The organism is Acinetobacter sp. ANC 4973, assembly GCF_002135275.1.
Classification (GTDB): Bacteria; Pseudomonadota; Gammaproteobacteria; order Pseudomonadales; family Moraxellaceae; genus Acinetobacter; species Acinetobacter kyonggiensis.
This window is the reverse complement of sequence record NZ_NEGM01000004.1, coordinates 174,436-192,916: the sequence shown is the minus strand read 5'-3', so window position 1 is coordinate 192,916 and position 18,481 is coordinate 174,436. Positions and strand designations below refer to the sequence as shown.

15 protein-coding genes and 2 tRNA genes are annotated in these 18,481 nt (G+C 40.7%); 8 read left to right on the top strand and 9 right to left on the bottom strand.

Translation table 11 applies throughout. The features are described from left to right. Positions 1–286 precede the first annotated feature (286 nt). A complete protein-coding gene (locus B9T30_RS06915) occupies positions 287–2,650 on the top strand; it encodes a Tex family protein (RefSeq protein WP_086184337.1) in 2,364 nt (787 codons plus the stop codon). Between the two features lie 42 nt (positions 2,651–2,692). Here B9T30_RS06915 and B9T30_RS06910 read toward each other — a convergent pair whose 3' ends face one another. The 3 genes from B9T30_RS06910 to B9T30_RS06900 form a co-directional block, all read right to left on the bottom strand. Beyond that, positions 2,693–3,007, bottom strand: coding sequence for a hypothetical protein (locus B9T30_RS06910; RefSeq protein ID WP_086184336.1), 315 nt, complete (start codon positions 3,005–3,007; stop codon positions 2,693–2,695). A 79-nt stretch (positions 3,008–3,086) separates the two neighbouring features. After that, positions 3,087–3,974: an SDR family NAD(P)-dependent oxidoreductase gene (locus B9T30_RS06905; protein WP_086184335.1), complete on the bottom strand. Its 888-nt coding sequence runs from the start codon at positions 3,972–3,974 to the stop codon at positions 3,087–3,089. Positions 3,975–4,303: 329 nt separating this feature from the next. Next, positions 4,304–5,581, bottom strand: a complete 1,278-nt coding sequence (locus B9T30_RS06900) for an O-acetylhomoserine aminocarboxypropyltransferase/cysteine synthase family protein (protein WP_086184334.1) — start codon at positions 5,579–5,581, stop codon at positions 4,304–4,306. Positions 5,582–5,891: 310 nt separating this feature from the next. Here B9T30_RS06900 and ettA point away from each other — a divergent pair, with 310 nt between their 5' ends. After that, positions 5,892–7,553, top strand: coding sequence for an energy-dependent translational throttle protein EttA (gene ettA, locus B9T30_RS06895; RefSeq protein ID WP_086184333.1), 1,662 nt, complete (start codon positions 5,892–5,894; stop codon positions 7,551–7,553). Between the two features lie 77 nt (positions 7,554–7,630). Here ettA and B9T30_RS06890 read toward each other — a convergent pair whose 3' ends face one another. Next, entirely contained in the window at positions 7,631–8,431 is an 801-nt protein-coding gene (locus B9T30_RS06890; RefSeq protein ID WP_086184332.1) for a DUF4198 domain-containing protein, read from the bottom strand. 172 nt (positions 8,432–8,603) lie between these two features. On the opposite strand from B9T30_RS06890, the gene B9T30_RS06885 reads away from it, so the two are divergent. After that, positions 8,604–9,569 (top strand): cation diffusion facilitator family transporter, encoded by a 966-nt coding sequence (locus B9T30_RS06885; protein ID WP_086184331.1) that lies wholly within the window; start codon positions 8,604–8,606, stop codon positions 9,567–9,569. 31 nt (positions 9,570–9,600) lie between these two features. On the opposite strand, the gene B9T30_RS06880 is transcribed toward B9T30_RS06885, so the two are convergent. The 5 genes from B9T30_RS06880 to B9T30_RS06860 form a co-directional block, all read right to left on the bottom strand. Further along, positions 9,601–9,942 (bottom strand): hypothetical protein, encoded by a 342-nt coding sequence (locus tag B9T30_RS06880; protein WP_086184330.1) that lies wholly within the window; start codon positions 9,940–9,942, stop codon positions 9,601–9,603. A 453-nt stretch (positions 9,943–10,395) separates the two neighbouring features. Further along, positions 10,396–10,471 (bottom strand) — tRNA-Glu (locus tag B9T30_RS06875). A gap of 31 nt (positions 10,472–10,502) precedes the next feature. Then, positions 10,503–10,578: transfer RNA gene (locus tag B9T30_RS06870), tRNA-Ala, on the bottom strand. 58 nt (positions 10,579–10,636) lie between these two features. Beyond that, positions 10,637–12,145 carry a glutamate--tRNA ligase gene (gene gltX / locus B9T30_RS06865; RefSeq protein ID WP_086184329.1) on the bottom strand — a complete coding sequence of 503 codons (1,509 nt, stop codon included), beginning with the start codon at positions 12,143–12,145 and terminating at the stop codon, positions 10,637–10,639. Positions 12,146–12,274: 129 nt separating this feature from the next. Continuing rightward, entirely contained in the window at positions 12,275–12,571 is a 297-nt protein-coding gene (locus B9T30_RS06860; protein ID WP_086184328.1) for a hypothetical protein, read from the bottom strand. A 370-nt stretch (positions 12,572–12,941) separates the two neighbouring features. On the opposite strand from B9T30_RS06860, the gene B9T30_RS06855 reads away from it, so the two are divergent. From B9T30_RS06855 to ftsI, 5 genes are all read left to right on the top strand, one after another. Then, positions 12,942–13,943, top strand: coding sequence for a sulfate ABC transporter substrate-binding protein (locus B9T30_RS06855; RefSeq protein WP_086184327.1), 1,002 nt, complete (start codon positions 12,942–12,944; stop codon positions 13,941–13,943). A gap of 245 nt (positions 13,944–14,188) precedes the next feature. Continuing rightward, positions 14,189–15,208 carry a sulfate ABC transporter substrate-binding protein gene (locus B9T30_RS06850; protein ID WP_086184326.1) on the top strand — a complete coding sequence of 340 codons (1,020 nt, stop codon included), beginning with the start codon at positions 14,189–14,191 and terminating at the stop codon, positions 15,206–15,208. 180 nt (positions 15,209–15,388) lie between these two features. After that, positions 15,389–16,312: a 16S rRNA (cytosine(1402)-N(4))-methyltransferase RsmH gene (rsmH, locus tag B9T30_RS06845; RefSeq protein WP_086184325.1), complete on the top strand. Its 924-nt coding sequence runs from the start codon at positions 15,389–15,391 to the stop codon at positions 16,310–16,312. Positions 16,313–16,353: 41 nt separating this feature from the next. Then, complete coding sequence (gene ftsL / locus B9T30_RS06840) at positions 16,354–16,644, top strand: cell division protein FtsL (RefSeq protein ID WP_407079022.1); 291 nt, start codon at positions 16,354–16,356, stop codon at positions 16,642–16,644. 13 nt (positions 16,645–16,657) lie between these two features. After that, on the top strand, positions 16,658–18,481 hold the full coding sequence (ftsI, locus tag B9T30_RS06835) for a penicillin-binding protein PBP3 (RefSeq protein ID WP_086184324.1): 1,824 nt from the start codon (positions 16,658–16,660) through the stop codon (positions 18,479–18,481).

Here is an 18,481-nt window from a genome sequence, read left to right as displayed (position 1 = left end):
CTTGAGTATACGATTCATTTGTATCTGTTTACTATGCTCTAAAGCAACAAATATTGCAGATAAAATCAAGACATAGATACCAAATGTATACATCTAATTGGTCATTAATCTTGCTAAACATGCAGACTAAAAATGAACTTATCCCTTAATTTTGTAGCGAAGTATGAAAAAAACATGGATTGGCAATATTGACCACTTATGAATTTAATAAAAACAATTGTGGATTTTATGGTCTTGGTCTTTATAATCATGCCATTTAGTACTTATCCTTGTGGGATCAAACACGATGACTGACTTAGTTCAGCAGTTAGCAAAAGAAATTGCCGTACGTCCAAATCAAGTAGAAGCTGCCATCAAGCTGATTGATGAAGGTGCAAGCGTTCCTTTTATTGCACGTTACCGTAAAGAGGTAACTCAGGGCTTAGACGATACGCAGTTACGCCAACTTGACACGCGTTTATCGTATTTGCGCGATTTATTTGAACGCCGAGAAAAAGTTATTGAATCTCTGAAAGAACAAAATAAATTGTCAGATGATTTATTAACGCGTGTAAATGCTGCTGAAACAAAGAATGTTTTAGAAGAACTGTATGCACCGTATCGTCCAAAACGTACCAGTAAATCATTTAAAGCCAAAGAAGCTGGCTTAGCACCGATTGCGGCAAAAATCTTTGCAGAGCAAGTCGATCCAACTGAAGCTTTGGCTGGTTTTAGTCATGAAGATTATCCTGATGTTGAAAGTCAGCTTGATGCGATTCAGCATATTTTAATTGATGACTGGGCGCAGAACATTGCTTTAACCACAGAGCTTAAAGCAACATTTGCCAAAACAGCAGTGCTTAAAAGTTTAGTGGCCAGTGATGAGAAAAAAGAAGTCGGTAAAAAATTCCGTGATTACTTCGATTTTTCTGAAAACTTTAATAAAGTGCCATCACATCGTTTATTGGCAATGTTACGTGGCCGTCAAGAAAATGTATTGAACTTAAAAGTGGATGGTGAAAATGATGCACCACTGAATCGGATTGAAACTGAATATCATCTTGATTCAGTTCAACCCCAAGCACGTGCAGACTATTTAAAACAAACTGCAAAACTGTTTTGGCTAGGTAAAATTCGTCCACAAATCGAACATTCATTGTTAACTGAAAAACGTCTGATCGCTGAAGCTGAAGCGATGGATGTATTTGCTGAAAATTTACGTCATTTATTGCTTTCAGCACCTGCTGGTTCTCGTTGTACCTTAGGTGTAGATCCAGGGATCCGTACGGGCGTGAAATTGGCTGTTGTCAATGCATCGGGTGATGTGGTTGCGCATAGCACGGTTTACCCATTTGCACCGAAAGAAGACAAAGCCGGTTCAATTGCTGAACTTGCGCGTTTGTGCCGTGAGTTTGATGTCGATTTAATTGCCATTGGTAATGGCACTGCAAGCCGTGAAACAGAAGCGGTGGTTGCAGAGATGATGACACAAAATCCTGATTTGAAATTGACGCGTGTTTCAGTGAGTGAAGCAGGGGCATCGGTTTATTCAGCATCTGAATTGGCATCTGCTGAACTGCCAGAATTAGACGTTTCTATTCGTGGTGCAGTTTCTATTGCACGTCGTTTACAAGATCCGCTTGCTGAGCTGGTGAAAATTGATCCGAAATCAATCGGTGTAGGTCAATATCAACATGACGTGAACCAAGCAGGACTTGCAAAAACGCTTGAAGCGGTGGTTGAAGACTGTGTGAACTCTGTCGGTGTGGATGTGAATACAGCCTCCGCTGCAATTTTGGGTTATATCGCAGGCTTAAATAAATCCATTGCACAGCAAATTGTAGAATACCGTAAAGACAATGGTCGTTTTGATAACCGTCAAGCATTGAAGAATGTGCCGCGTTTAGGCGAACGTACTTTTGAGCAAGCGGCAGGTTTCCTACGCATTCAAGAAGGTTCGGAACCGCTTGATGCTTCAGCCGTTCACCCTGAAAGTTATGCTTTGGTGAGCAAAATTGTTGCTGCTAAAGCGACCACAGTAAAAGATATAATTGGTAATTCTGAAATCATTCGTCAAGTGAATGCAGAAGAGTTCGCCGATGAAAAATTTGGTCTTCCAACCATTCAAGACGTATTAAACGAGCTGGATAAACCGGGTCGTGATCCACGTCCAGAATTCCGTACGGCAAAATTCCGTGAAGACATTACTGACGTATCACAATTGACTGAAGGCTTGCAGCTTGAAGGTGTGATTACCAATGTGACTAACTTTGGTGCTTTTGTCGATGTTGGTGTACACCAAGACGGTTTGGTGCATATTTCTGAATTGGCAAATGAATTTGTTGCAGACCCACATAAAGTCGTGAAACCGGGTCAAATTGTGCAAGTACGTGTCTTGCAAGTTGATGCTGAACGTAACCGTGTGAACTTGTCGATGCGTCCTGAAGGTTCGGAAGCACCAGTAAAGGCACAGCGTCAACCACGTCGTGAGCAAAATGGTCAAAATGAACCACGTGGTGAGCGTAAGCCGCAGGCTAAACGTCCGCAAACTGCACGCCCTCAAGGTGATCACGCACAAGCGAAGAAACCGCAATCGGCTAAACCACAAGAGCAAAAAATTGGTGGTTTAGGTGCATTGTTATTACAAGCAGGGATTAAAGGTTCAAAGTAATCTTTAAACGCTAAAAAAAACCTCCCAATTTGGGAGGTTTTTTTATGCGAGTTTTGGCACGATCCAACTACAAATAATCAGCATAATGCCCAAATGACCCAACTTGCGGGTGATTTTTTCTAATGTTGAAACTTGGACTGGAGCGTGTTGCGATGTGGCTTTACTTTTGAGTGCTGCAATCGACTTGTTGAAATGTAAGAATATGCCTAGGTCGATACAAATGAGAATTGTGCCGACATTACTGACGATTTCCATTAATTCATAATTTTGTTGATAAATAGAACTGGCAATTTGGTAGCCAAGAAATAGGGCAAAAGCAAAACAACCCAATTGGAACATAACAGCCGCAATGCGCATAAAAATCTAAAAGAAAAAAGAGTAGCTGTTTATAACATAAAAAAGCCAGTCTTATGACTGGCTTTCATTTATCACAATTTTACCAATGTTCGCCTGGGAATAGACGTGCATATGCTTTTTGTACCCAATTGAGTTTTTGTGGTTCGCCCACTGAAGCTGAAGAGCTTGGGAATAGGTTATAACCAATCGACATCAATTTATTATTGACATCTGGTGCAATAGAATAGGTGATAGAGGCTAAACGACCTAAGTTAGTCGCTACTTTCTTCGGACGTTTGATAATCGCATAAGCAATTAAGTCAGCCGCTTGTTCTGGCGATAATGTTGGTACGTACTTATAAATTTTAGTCGGTGCAATCATTGGTGTGCGTACCAATGGCATATAAACCGAAGTAATGGCAATTTTATGTGAATGAACTTCTGCCGACAGACAACGGCTGAAAGCATCTAGTGCAGCTTTAGAGGCAACATAGGCTGAAAAACGCGTTGCATTCGCCAATACACCAATCGAGCTGATGTTGATGATATGACCATCACGACGATCCATCATTTGTGGCAAGATGTTCATTACTAAACGGATTGCACCGAAGTAATTGAGCTGCATGGTACGTTCAAAATCATGGAAACGATCTGATGATTCATGCACGGCACGACGAATTGAACGCCCTGCATTATTAATTAAAATATCAATATGATCGACAGAGGCTAAAATTTGTTGAGATACATCATCAATCGATTTCATATCATTTAAATCACATGGAAAAACGGAAGCCTTTCCACCTTTAGCCTCAATTTCTGCTTTGACTTCATCTAATGTCTCTTTGGTACGTGAGACCAATAAAACATGCGCACCGGCATCGGCAAGTTTATGTGCCGCGGTTAAGCCGATACCACTGGATGCACCGGTGATTAAAACAACTTTACCCTTCACTTTATTTTGAAAAAGTTTCTCTAGTTTTGAATTCACGCTGTAGTTTCCTTATTTGTATAGAATAAACTTCTAGATTATGTTTTTTATAGTCGATTATTGGGCTCAAATACTGGGGGAATTGAGCTGTTCTCATGTGGCATATAATAACCAATGTTTAAAAAAAATCCATAAATAAGTTGTTGAATTTATAAATATAATTAGAGTAATTGCTCTATTGTTGTCCGCTCTGTAATTGGATTATTACATAGACATTCTGATTGGTGAAGAATATAAATTAAATTAAAAATAAATAATCAGAAAGTGAAAGGCTAAGAAACCTTCTTCCTGTTAGAAAGAAGGTTCAAAATATGCTGCAATAAGAACTGTTAAACGTGTGCCAGTGCTTGTGCTAAATCGGCAATCAAATCATCAATGTGTTCAATTCCCACAGATAGGCGAACCATATCAATACTGACACCCGCAGATTTCAATTCAGCTTCATTCAATTGACGATGGGTGGTGGTGGCTGGGTGGCAAGCTAAACTTTTGGCATCGCCAATATTGACCAGACGGGTAAAGAGTTGTAGTGCATCAATAAAGCGCGTGCCGCCTTCTAAACCGTCTTGTACCCCAAAGGATAAAATGGCAGAGGGTTTGCCTTGGACATATTTTTGTGCCAAAGCATGCTGTGGGTGGTCTTTTAGACCCGCATAGTTGACCCATTGTACTTTAGGGTGTTGCTGTAAATATTCAGCCACTTTTTGCGCATTTTCAGTGTGGCGTTCCATGCGTAAATTTAAAGTTTCTAAACCTTGCAGGATTAAAAATACACTCAGTGGGCTAATTGCAGCCCCCGTATTACGTAAAGGCACCACGCGGGCACGTGCGATGTAAGCGGCTTCACCTAAGGCTTCAACGTAGTTCACACCGTGGTAACTTGGATCGGGTGTATTTAAAACTTTAAAACGCTCAGGATATTTGCCCCACGGGAACTTGCCACTATCCACAATGGCACCGCCAATCGAGTTGCCATGACCGCCAATATATTTGGTCAGTGAATGCACCACAATGTCAGCCCCATGTTCAAAAGGTTTCAGTAGGGCAGGTGTTGCAACAGTATTGTCGACAATCACTGGTACGCCATATTCATGGGCAATTTTTGCAATGGCTTCTAAATCAATAATATTACCCAATGGATTACCAATCGACTCGACAAAGACCAGTTTGGTTTTATCATCAATTAAGCCACGTAGCGCTTCAGGATCTTGATAGTCAAAGAAACGCACTTCAATGCCTTGCTTAGGTAAGGTATGCGCGAATAAGTTATATGTACCGCCATATAAGGTTGAAACCGAGGCAATATTGTCACCTGCTTCAGCAATGGTCTGAATCGAATAAGTAATTGCTGCCATGCCTGACGCCAAAGCCAAAGCCCCAATACCCCCTTCAAGTGCAGCCAAGCGTTGCTCTAAAACAGCCGTGGTTGGGTTCATAATGCGAGTGTAAATATTGCCCTGCACCTTTAAATCAAATAAATCGGCCCCATGTTGTGTATTGTCAAAGGCATAAGATGTGGTTTGATAAATAGGCACTGCCACGGCTTTGGTGGTGGCTTCTGGGCTATAGCCTGCATGTATGGCAAGGGTTTCGTCTTTGTAGGTCATGTTTACATCATCTTCGTGAGTTAAATATTGATTGAGTTTAGCATTTCTATATATGAATCAAAGTGCTATTTAAATGAAATTGTTATCTTAAATCCTTATATTAATGATGTTTTTTCAATCCAAGCTGAAAAAAAATAACGGGCTATCAGGATGTTTAAAAAATCGACATGCGCTGAGTTGTAACATTCTATTGAAGATGAGAGCTATGCCTTATTTTTTCGCTGCTTTCATCGTATAATGCCCCAAATATTTGTTCACATCATGTTATTTACATTGTGTGAATGTTGCTTTTTCTATAGAGGAGTCCTACGTGGCCCAATATATTTACACGATGAACCGTGTGTCGAAGATGGTTCCGCCTAAGCGCGAAATCTTAAAAGACATCTCTTTATCATTTTTCCCAGGTGCCAAAATTGGTGTACTTGGTTTAAACGGTGCAGGTAAATCTACCTTGCTTCGTATTATGGCTGGCGTAGATAAAGATTTCTCAGGTGAAGCACGTGCTCAACCGGGTATTAAAATCGGCTATCTTGAGCAAGAACCACCATTAGATCCAAATAAAGATGTTCGTGGTAACGTTGAAGATGGTCTGCGTGAACCACTGGACGCTTTGGCGCGTTTGGATGAAGTGTTTGCCGAATATGCAGCAGAAGATGCTGACTTTGATGCACTTGCGAAAGAGCAAGAAAAATTAGAGTCGATCATTCATGCTTGGGATGCACATAACTTAAGCAACCAAATGGATCAAGCTGCTGCAGCGTTGAACCTTCCTGCTTGGGATGCAGATGTAAACTTGCTTTCAGGTGGTGAACGCCGCCGTGTTGCACTGTGCCGTTTGCTTTTGTCTAAGCCAGACATGTTGCTTCTTGATGAACCGACCAACCATTTGGATGCAGAATCTGTCACTTGGTTAGAGCGTTTCTTGAAAGACTTCGCTGGTACTATCGTAGCAATTACGCATGACCGTTATTTCTTGGATAACGTGGCTGAGTGGATTCTTGAGCTTGACCGTGGCATGGGTATTCCTTACCAAGGTAACTATACCAATTGGTTGGAACAGAAAAATGCCCGTTTAGAGCAAGAAAACAAGCAAGAAGAATCTTTTGCTAAAGCATTGAAGAAAGAACTTGAATGGGTTCGTTCTAATGCCAAAGGTCAGCAAAAGAAAAATAAAGCGCGTATGGAGCGTTTTGAAGAGCTGAACTCTAAAGAATTCCAACAACGTAATGAAACTTCAGAAATCTATATTCCACCTGGCCCACGTTTGGGTAACAAGGTGGTTGATGTTGAAGGCATCAGTAAATCGTTTGATGGTCGTTTATTGTATGAGAACTTAACTTTCTCTGTTCCACCAACAGCAATTGTGGGTATTGTCGGGCCAAATGGTGCGGGTAAAACGACACTATTCCGTATGATGACAGGCGAACAGCAGCCAGATACCGGTACGGTAACACTGGGCGAATCGGTTAAAGTCGCTTATGTGGGTCAGTTGCGTGACACCTTAGATGATAAGAAAACGGTTTGGGAAGAAATTTCTGGCGGTTTAGATATCTTACGTATTGGTGATTACGAAATCGCATCGCGTGCCTATATCGGTCGTTTTAACTTTAAAGGTCAAGATCAGCAAAAACGCGTAGGCGAATTGTCTGGTGGTGAACGTAACCGTTTACAACTGGCGAAAATCCTACAAATGGGCGCAAACGTGATCTTACTGGATGAGCCATCGAACGACTTGGATATCGAAACTTTACGTGCGCTTGAGGATGCCATTCTGGTCTTCCCAGGTACAGTAATGGTGGTATCGCATGACCGTTGGTTCTTAGACCGTATTGCAACGCATATCTTATCGTTTGAAGATGATCAACCTGAATTCTACGCGGGTAACTATGCTGAATATGAAGCATACCGTCAGTCACGTTTAAGTGATGCTGGTGTACAAAAGCGTGCTAAATACAAAAAAATTGGCGTTTAATTGCTTATTTTGATGTGATTAAAAAAACCAGCCTACGGGCTGGTTTTTTCTGCGCTGTTTATGCTTTGTTTTATAGATTAAGCAGCAGGTGTTTTAACCCCTAAGCTGATAATGGTGTAATACTGATTTTGAGGTGTGGCTTTACTTTCGATTTTTTCACTCACTTCCAGTAAATAGCTCCCTGCATTCGGGAAAGTAAGTGTCGCTGTTCCATTGGGATTTACAGCCACCGTTTGCGCTTGTTTATCGGTTGTCCCTTGGGCACGAATCAGTACTTCGGCATGGGCAAGTGCTTTGCCTGCTTTGCTTAGTTGAAGCTGAACAGGTTGCCCAGCCACAATTTCATTCGGGTGGGTTTGAAAGGTCACTTGAATGGGTGCTGGAGTGGCTGCGATTGGCGACGTGGTTTGTTTACTGATATAACTTTGAATACTCCACTCGCGAATTGTATCGATCTTCTTCGGTGTTTTTCCTTTAAAGTCACTTGGAATTACATAGTCACGTTCACTCAGTGCTGGGACTTTATCTGCGGTAACATCTGCAAAAACTTTCCATTGTTTATTATGTTGTACATACTGAATTGGATAAGAGGTTTTGCCATAAACCGTGTAAGTGCCTTGTTCAGGTAATTTGAGATCGAATGCACTCACCGACTCTAGCTGACTTTGCGGTTGAATACTGATTTGGGTCTGGTTGGGCTGAATCACGCTAAACTGAACATCTTTCAAGGCATATTCTGCATTTAATGCTTCTTCTGCGTAGCCACTGAGCATAGAAATTTGTGTATTTGCAGTCAGGTAACTTAAAGGTGCAATATAAGGTTCATGCGCTTGGCTATATGAGCAGGCGAGTAAAGCCAAAACTAAATATTTTTTCATCAGTAGCTTCCTGAATATTTCTGGTGTGTTTTCATGGGATAATTGAATTAAAGGCAAGTAAGTATATCGAGGAATGGGTTTAATTGATAATAGTAATGATTATCAATATTAATTTAAGAGTCGGAAAATTGAAATTTAAAAAAAATCCATCAAACAAGAAGAAGGGGATGCAATGAGTAGCCATCATGGGCATGATCATAGTCATGCCGTTGTGACTGAAGACAATGCAAAAAAACTCACTTTTGCATTAATATTAACCACATCATTTTTAGTGATTGAAGTGATTGCGGGCTTTATCACGCAAAGCTTGGCATTGCTGTCTGATGCTGCACATATGTTTACGGATGCAGCAGCTTTGGCGATTGCTTTGGTGGCGATTAAAATTGGCAAACTTCCCGCGGACGATAAAAGAACCTTTGGTTATCAGCGTTTCGAGATTCTTGCCGCGCTGTTTAATGCCTCTATGTTGTTTGTTGTGGCGATGTATATTTTATATGAGGCTTATCAGCGCTTTTCACATCCGCCTGAAATCCAAAGCTTAGGCATGATGATTGTGGCCGCGATTGGTTTAGTGATTAACCTGATTTCAATGCGTATTTTATTTTCCAGTTCCAAAGATAGTCTTAATATTAAAGGGGCTTATCTGGAGGTTCTTAGTGATGCATTGGGTTCGGTTGGTGTGATTATCGGTGCTGTGGTAATTTATGTGACCCACTGGATGTGGGTGGATACTTTAATTGCGGTGCTGATTGGTTTTTGGGTGTTGCCAAGAACGTGGATTTTGCTCAAACAAAGTATCAATATTTTGCTTGAAGGCGTGCCTGAAGAAATTGACATTGAAAAATTGCGCAATGATCTTCTAAATTTAAAAGATGTGGAAAGTATTCACCAACTCAAAGTCTGGGCAATTACGTCAAAGAATGTGCATTTGACCGTACATTTGTATGCACCACAGGCGGATCATAATGCTTTGTATCGTGAAGCATTGGAAATATTAAGCCATGAGCATGGCATCACTGAAATGACACTACAGATTGAAAATGATGAATGTCTTGCCCAGTCACATTGTCAGCCCAATTCGGATCACAAGGAACATTTACATGATCATGATGGGCATTCACATCAGCACCTCGGCTGAACATCGGGCTGATGTGAAAATAGATTTTCTTTTAAATTTCCCACTCGTGATCACATTCACGACATTTCCATTTTTTTTGTGACTGCATAAAACCTTGCATGGAAATTTTAAAATCGGGCAAATCACGATAGAACAGGAAGCCTAAAATTAAGCACAAGACAAAAATAACCACTGTGGCCACTTGTAAAGTGGTTCCTGCGCCATCGCCAAAAATCCACATGGCAATACTGATTAACACCAATAGCAATAAAATGAAAATAGCAGAGATTAAAAACACTAAGCTTTTAGGAACGACAGGTCGAGTCGTTGGTCCGCCCGCTTGTGCAACAGGGATGATTTTAGGGCTTTGGCATTTTGGGCAACGGTATTGCATTACAACTCCACAATTTAAATCTATGCGTTATTTTAATGCTAATGCAGCAGAAAGCAAAAATATACTTGGCAGCAGCACAGTATGAATGCAATGGACATCACAGCGTACTTCATTTGAGAGGTCTTGCTGATCTATTTTGCAGGTTTAAAATAGGTACTAGAAGTAGGTACTTTAAATTAAAAAATTAGATTATTGCGATGTGGTGGAGTGCTTTTATTTGACTAGGAACCTATATCGGTGGCATTTTTGGCTTATTGATCACGATCACGCTGTATATCTGTAGTTTGGCGCTGTCTGGTAAGTAATGGCACAGAATAATCCAATAAGAATCGGATGAGGTTGGAGAAGCCGTTTTTTTGCTGTTAGATCAATTTACATATTACATAGTGTACAGATTGCATAATGTACAGATAATAAAAAAGCCACTGAATAGGTCAGTGGCTTTTTTGAATTTGGCGTCCCTACGGGGATTCGAACCCCGGTTACCGCCGTGAAAGGGCGATGTCCTAGGCCTCTAGACGATAGGGACTTATCGAGGCAACACAGGTAAAAACATGATATGGTGGAGTCAAGGAGGATCGAACTCCTGACCTCTACAATGCCATTGTAGCGCTCTACCAACTGAGCTATAACCCCCAGTCTGTGTGAGCGCAATATTAGGGGCATTGCGCTCATACGTCAACTATAAAATCAATTATACCGCATCAACTGCATCATTTTTCGGCAATTTTAAGCTTTCATTGAGTTTTTCCCACACTTTCGTTTCTTTTTTGCTCGGACCACCAACAATTTCCAGTGCATGGCGTAAACGGGCAAAGGTTAAATCTGGCCCAATGGTGACCATTGACTGCATCACAGGGGTTGAACTGGTCGAACCCGCAATTGCAATAAAGAAAGTCGGCATAAAGTCACGAAGCTTGATTTCCATTTGGCTAGCTAAATCCATCAGGGTTTGGCTAACGGTGTCATTATTCCAAGTAAATAAGCTTTCCAAGCGCCAAATTGCGAATTGTAAGCTTTGGCGAACTTGTTCTTCCGACAGTTTTTTGCTTTCAAACTGCTCTTTAGACAGTTGTGGAAATTGGTTGAAGTAGAAACCAGCCCAATTGACTGCTTCAGACAGTAAGTTGATACGCGGTTGAATGGCTGCGGCAATGTCTTCCAACATTTTACGGTCTGCTTTCCACGCTAAAAGTGTGTTAAGCAATTCAGCAGGAGAAAGTGCTTTAATCCATTGACCATTTAACCAATTGAGTTTTTCCACATCAAAAATTGGCCCCCCCAGTGAAACACGTTTGATGTCGAAGTTTTCAATCATCTCTGCCAAAGTGAATTTTTCACGTTCATCTGGCATTGACCAACCCATGCGCGCCAAATAGTTCAATAACGCTTCTGGAAGTACGCCAATGTCTTTGTAGTAATTGATTGAGGTTGGGTTTTTACGTTTAGACAATTTAGATTTGTCTGGGTTACGCAGTAATGGCATGTGACCAAGCACAGGCATTTCCCAGCCAAAATATTGATAAAGCAATTGATGCTTCGGTGCAGATGGCAACCATTCTTCGCCACGGAATACGTGAGTAATTTGCATTAAATGGTCGTCGACCACATTGGCAAGGTGATAAGTAGGTAAACCATCCGTTTTAAGCAACACTTGCATATCTACTTGTACCCATGGAATTTGCACTTCGCCACGAAGATAATCTTGTACAGTACAAATTCCTTCTTCAGGCACTTTCATGCGAATCACGTGTGGCTCACCTGCAGCAAGGCGACTTTGGACTTCTTCAGTAGATAACTTTAAACCACGACCATCGTACTTTGGCGTTTCACCACGTGCTTGTTGCTCGATACGCATTTGATCCAGTTCATCGCTGGTTGCGAAGCAGTAAAAGGCATGACCTTTTTCAACCAATTCCAGCGCGTATTGCTTATAAATTCCCATACGTTCAGACTGGCGGTAAGGTGCATGTGACCCGCCAATATCTGGGCCTTCAGACCAGTTTAGACCTAACCAACGCAATGAATCTAAAATCATTTTTTCAGATTCAGGAGTTGAGCGAAGTTGGTCAGTATCTTCAATACGAAGAATAAATTCCCCACCATGTTGCTTGGCAAAACATAAATTGAATAAAGCAATATATGCAGTGCCTACATGTGGAAAGCCTGTAGGAGAAGGGGCAATACGAGTACGAACAGTCATAATCAATATTTTCAGAATGTGAATAGATACTATTATAACGAAAAAGCCTAATCACTTAATGTTAAATTCAACATCGAAATGATTAGGCTTGATTACAACGTCTTAAGGGGGAAGACGTTTATGATGCGATTAAGAATTATTTTGAGGAAATAAGGCTTGTACGAAACGGGTAAATTTTTGATTTTGAGATGCAAAAAAGCTTTGCGTCGGTGCGACTTTAATTTCAGTAAGAACTTTTAAATCGTTATCGCTACGTAAAATATTGGTTCCTTGCTTTTGTTGCAGGAGTGCTTTTTCAATCAATGACGAGCGTTCAGGCGCAATCTTTGCGTTCATGGTTTTAATGGCAGCCGTATGCCCGACTTGAGCCATCAGACCTAAGCTTAGACTTAAACTACATATCTTGATCAACTGTGTATATTTCATTTCAACTTTCCCCTTAATACTGCCGTTTGCTACTGGAATTTACTAATTGTTGTTTTATTCTAGCACTATCATTTAAACACATAAAAAAATATAACAGTAGAACTGCATCAAACTCTTTTACAAAATGATGAAAACCAATTGAATAGGTTGCTTTGTATCAAAAAAATATGGATAGAACATGAAGATTTGTGCAGGTTATGCAGATTGATCGACATTTGTTATATTTTTAGTCATAAAAGTGTAAACATCAGCATTTAAATCGATATCTATAAAACTGCTTTTGAATAAATAAAATGATATAACCATATGATTGCTAAAATTATTTTAGATTTATATAGTGCTTAAAATCTTCAATAAGCGATTTATAAACATGAAAAAAATAATAGTGTCGACTCTTGTTGCTTTATTGGGCGGAATGACTTCACATAGCTTTGCTGGAAAAGATTTCTTGAATGTTTCCTATGACCCGACCCGTGAATTCTACCAAGAATATAATCAAGCTTTTGGCACATTTTGGAAACAACGGACAGGGCAAGACGTAGACTTTAAACAATCGCATGGCGGATCGGGGAAACAAGCACGTTCGGTCATTGATGGTTTACAAGCCGATGTGGTGACTCTTGCTTTAGCCAATGATATTGAGGAAATTGTCAATGCTGGGCTAATTCATAAAAACTGGCAAAAACAGTTTCCCAATAATTCTGCACCGTATACTTCAACGGTAGTATTTTTAGTGCGTAAGGGTAATCCTAAAAATATTAAAGATTGGAATGATTTAACTAAATCAGGTGTAGAAATTATTACGCCAAATCCTAAAACGGGGGGTGCACCACGTTGGATCTACCTTTCTGCTTGGGGCTATGCTTTAAAACAGCCGGGTGGCAATGATGCCAAAGCAAAAGCGTTGGTGACAAAACTCTACGGCAATGTGAAAGTGCTTGATTCAGGTGCACGCGGTTCTTTAACCACCTTTGCTGAACGTGGTATTGGCGATGTATTGTTGTCTTGGGAAAATGAGGCCTTACTGGCGACCCAAGGTTTGGGTAAAGACAAATTCCAAATTGTTTATCCTTCAATTTCAATTTTGGCAGAGCCTTCGGTTGCTATTGTTGATAAAACGGTCGATAAAAATGGTAACCGTAATTTAGCCAAAGGTTATCTCAATTATTTATATTCACCCAAAGGGCAGGATTTGGCGGCACAGCATTTTTTCCGTCCACGTAATCCACAAATTGCGGCAAAATATGCAGCACAATTTCCAAAAATTAAGCTTTTCACCATTGGTGATGTGTTTGGCGGGTGGGCAAAAGCGCAGAAAACGCATTTTGTAAATGGGGCGATTTTTGATCAGATTTATAGCAGTAAACAATAAATAAATGACCTGATGTTATTGCGTGTTAGGAAGTGGATAGCGACTGTTATCCATTTTTATTATATATAGTGCATAAAATGCTATAAATATAGAATAAGTAAACTGTATTTAAATTTTCTAAACTAAAACAATAAATTAAAATAAAATATCTAATTTAATAGATTTTTCAGTAAGTTGAATGGATTGCGATTTATGAATTTATTTCATATATTTAGCATCAATCAAGATGAGTTGTTTGTATCGTAATGAAAATTCAATTTAAAGCTTTATTCAGTGCAGCATTGCTGGCAACCGGTATAGCTTTTACTGCCACGTCTGCTCAAGCAGCAGATCGTGATTTTTTAAATGTATCTTATGATGCAACGCGCGAATTTTATGATGAATTTAATCACTCCTTTGGTACGTATTGGAAACAGCGTACCGGTTATACGGTAAATTTCAAACAGTCACACGGTGGCTCGGGTAAGCAAGCCCGCTCTGTGGTCGATGGTTTGCAAGGCGATGTCGTGACTTTAGCTTTAGCCAACGATATTGAAGAAATTGTAAAATCAGGTCAAATTCAGCCGGGTTGGCAAAAAGAGTTTCCGTATAATTCTGCACCTTATACCTCAACCATCGTTTTTATGGTGCGTAAAGGCAATCCGAAAAAGATTAAAGACTGGTCTGATTTAACCAAACCGGGCGTACAAATTATTACGCCAAATCCTAAAACAGGCGGTTTACCGCGTTGGGTGTATTTATCGGCTTGGGGTTATGCGTTAAAACAACCCGCTGGTACGGATGCAACCGCCAAAGATTTTGTCGGAAAAATGTACCGTAACGTCAAAGTCATGGACTCGGCTGCACGTGCATCGATGACCACATTTGCTGAGCGTGGTATTGGGGATGTGTTGTTGACGTGGGAAAATGAAGCTTTAGTAACGCAAAAGACTTTGGGGAAAAATAAGTTCGATATCATCTATCCATCTATTTCAATTTTAACCGAACCTTCAGTTGCCATTATTGATAAGACGGTGGAAAAAAATGGCAATAAATGGTTAGCCAAAGGTTATATCAATTATTTGTATTCACCCTTGGGTCAAGAGATGGCAGCCAAGCATTTCTATCGTCCGCGTAATGCTGAAGTGTTGGCAAAATACAAAGCACAATTTCCGCCATTAAAAACATTCACGATTGATGAAGTGTTTGGTGGTTGGGCGCAAGCACAAAAAACGCACTTTGTGAATGGTGCAACTTTTGATCAGATTTATAATACGCGTAAGTAATTGATAGACGTGTGATTTTAGAAGCCTCCTTGTTGGAGGCTTTTTTTATTGAATATTGGAAAAAGTTAAAACGGTTTTCTCTATAGAAAGTAATATTTATCTACAAAAAGACGTTTGGAGCTTTATGAAAACAAGGTAATAATGTGCAGTTACACTTTTCATAGTATTGATTGAACCCTTATGTCGCATATTTCTGTATTACTTCACGAAACTGTTGATGCCTTATTGGCAGATCGCAATACAGGAATTTATGTCGATGGTACGTTTGGCCGAGGGGGGCATACGCGTTTATTGTTGTCTAAATTAGATGAAAATGCCCGTGTCTATGGTTTTGACAAAGACCCACAGGCTTTGGAAACTGCGGCAATCTTAGAACAAGAAGATCCACGTTTTAAAATCATCCATGCTAGTTTTGCCGATTTAAAACAAGAACTTGAAGAACGTGGAATTGGTTTGGTGGATGGTGTGATGGCCGATTTAGGCGTGTCTTCGCCACAGCTGGATCAGGCAGAACGTGGTTTTAGTTTTATGAAAGATGGTCCACTGGATATGCGCATGGACAATTCACAAGGCCCAACTGCGGCTGAGTGGTTGGTCAATATCGAAGAAGAAGCTTTGGCCAATGTGATTTTCCAATATGGTGAAGAGCGTTATAGCCGCCGTATTGCCAAAGCCATTAAAGCTGCGGGCTATATTGACACCACTGCACAATTAGCAGAAATTGTGAAAGTCGCGCATCCGAAATGGGAAAAAAATAAACATGCAGCAACACGAACTTTTCAGGGGATTCGTATTGCCATTAATAAAGAATTAGAAGATATTGAAGCGTTCTTACCGCAAGCGGTTGATGTACTTAAAACAGAGGGACGTTTAGCGGTCATTAGTTTCCACTCGCTAGAAGATCGTTTAATTAAACAATTTATTCAAAAGGAATCAACTTTAGCAGAAGATACCAGTTGGGGTATGCCACAAGAACGGGAAGATACCCGTCGGTTAAAGAAAATTTCCCGAGTCCGTGCCAGTGAAGCAGAAATCAAAGCCAATTTTCGTTCACGTAGTGCATGGCTTAGAGTTGCAGAACGCTTAGCTTTAAAAGGCGAATAATGAAAACTGAAGTTGTTGAAAAAAAAGCAGAAAAATTGGCGATGAAAAAAATCATCAGTTATATCATTTTATTGGTCTTGGTTTTTGTGAGCGCAATTATGGTGGTATTTCAAGTTTTTGAATATCGTCATGATTATCGTGAACTGAGTGCTTTTAACCGAGAAAAAGATGATCTGAATGCCGAGTGGGGGCGTTTGCTGATTGAGCAACAAACCTTTGGTGCGACTGCACAAATTGGCACACGCGCAGTGACCCAATTACGTATGTACTCGCCACCCGTGGCACAGACCGTTGTGATTTCTTTACCAATGACTTCAGAAGATAAAAAATAAGGCTAGCGGTAATATGGTGGACAAGAGAAATAAGCAAGTACGTAAAAAGCAGCAGTCTATTACGGAAAAAACCACACTAAGTGTCGATATGTGGCGTTTTTATCTGATGTGGAGTGTGGTTTTACTCTGCTTTTTAGCTTTAGTGGGACGTGCATTTTATGTGCAGATCATTAATAAAGACTTTTTACAAAATAAAGCCAATGCCAATATTTTAAGAACTGAAAAAGTAAAGGCCATGCGTGGCGTCATTTATGATCGTCACGGGGTGCCCTTAGCCATTAGTACGCCTGTCATGAAAGTGGTGATTGATCCACGTGACTATTTTGAAACTAAAAAACAGTTTGATGACATTACCGCTGAACTGGTGAAAGATCCCAAAAACCGTAAGTTAAAACGTCAATTACCCGATAAAAACTTAAATCTGGATGAACTGGCTGATGCTGTGGGTATGGATCGTGCCGAACTGAAAAAGAAAATGAACGAGCGTCCTCGTTCACGCTATTTGGTTTTGCAAAAAGAAATTCCACCTCAGCAAGCTGAATTGATTGCAAAACGTGACTTCCAAGCGGTTTATACCGAGAAAAACTATAAGCGTTACTATCCGCAGCCACAGCCGAATGCACAAATTATTGGCTTAACCAATAGTGAAGGGATCGGGATTGAAGGTCTGGAAATGCAGCTGAATACTGCTTTATCAGGTCATGATGGCGCACAGCAAGTTGTTCGTGATAAAAAAGGCAATCGTTTCAAAGATGCTGAAGTCATTAAAGAAGTAGAAGCAGGGGAAAACATCACCTTAAGTATTGACTCGCGTCTGCAATATATTATGTATCGTGAATTGACGGCTGCTGGTGTTGCCAATAACGCGCGCTCAGCAACAGCAATTGCAGTGGATATCAAAACGGGTGAAATTCTGGCGATGACCAGTTGGCCGTCTTATAACCCGAATGATAAAAATAGTTTAGGCAATAAGGATGCCATGCGTAACCGTGGTGCTGTCGATTCATTTGAACCTGGTTCAACCATGAAGCCGCTAACAGTTTCAATGGCCTTGGAAAGTGGTAAATACACGCCAAACTCAGTGGTGAATACTTCACCGGGGAGTATGCGCATTGGTAACCATACCATTCGTGATACACATAACTATGGTGCACTGACTTTGGGTGGCATTATCCAAAAATCGTCTAATGTTGGTGTTGCTAAACTTGCCTTGTCTTTGCCTTATGCCACCCTGCCGACATTTTATAAGCGAGTCGGTTTTGGGCAGCGTTCAGCAGTCAAATTTCCTGGTGAAAGTGGCGGCTTAATCTTGCCACCAAGCAAATGGAATGTTTCTGAAGTCGGAACCATGGCGTATGGCTATGGTCTAAATGCGACTGTATTACAAATTGCCGATGCTTATGCGATGCTGGCCAATAAAGGGGTCAAGGTTCCTTTAAGTTTATATAAATTAGAACAGCCACCGAAAGGTGAGCAAATTATTGATGCAAAAATTGCCGATCAAGTGCTCTTGATGATGGAAACAGCGACGTTACCCGGCGGTACAGCAACCCGTGCCACGATTCCAGGCTATCGCGTTGCGGGTAAAACAGGAACCGCACATAAACTGCGTGCTGACCGCAAAGGCTATTCAACCAGTGAATATCGTGCCTTATTTGCCGGTGTTGCTCCCGTCAGTGATCCACGTTTAGCCATGATTGTTGTGGTGGAAAATCCGGCAGGCAGTTACTACGGTGGTACGGTCTCTGCACCTGTATTTTCGCGCGTGATGCAAGAGTCATTACGTCTAATGAATGTGCCTTTAGATAAACCTTTAGATACTCCCCAAATCCAGTAA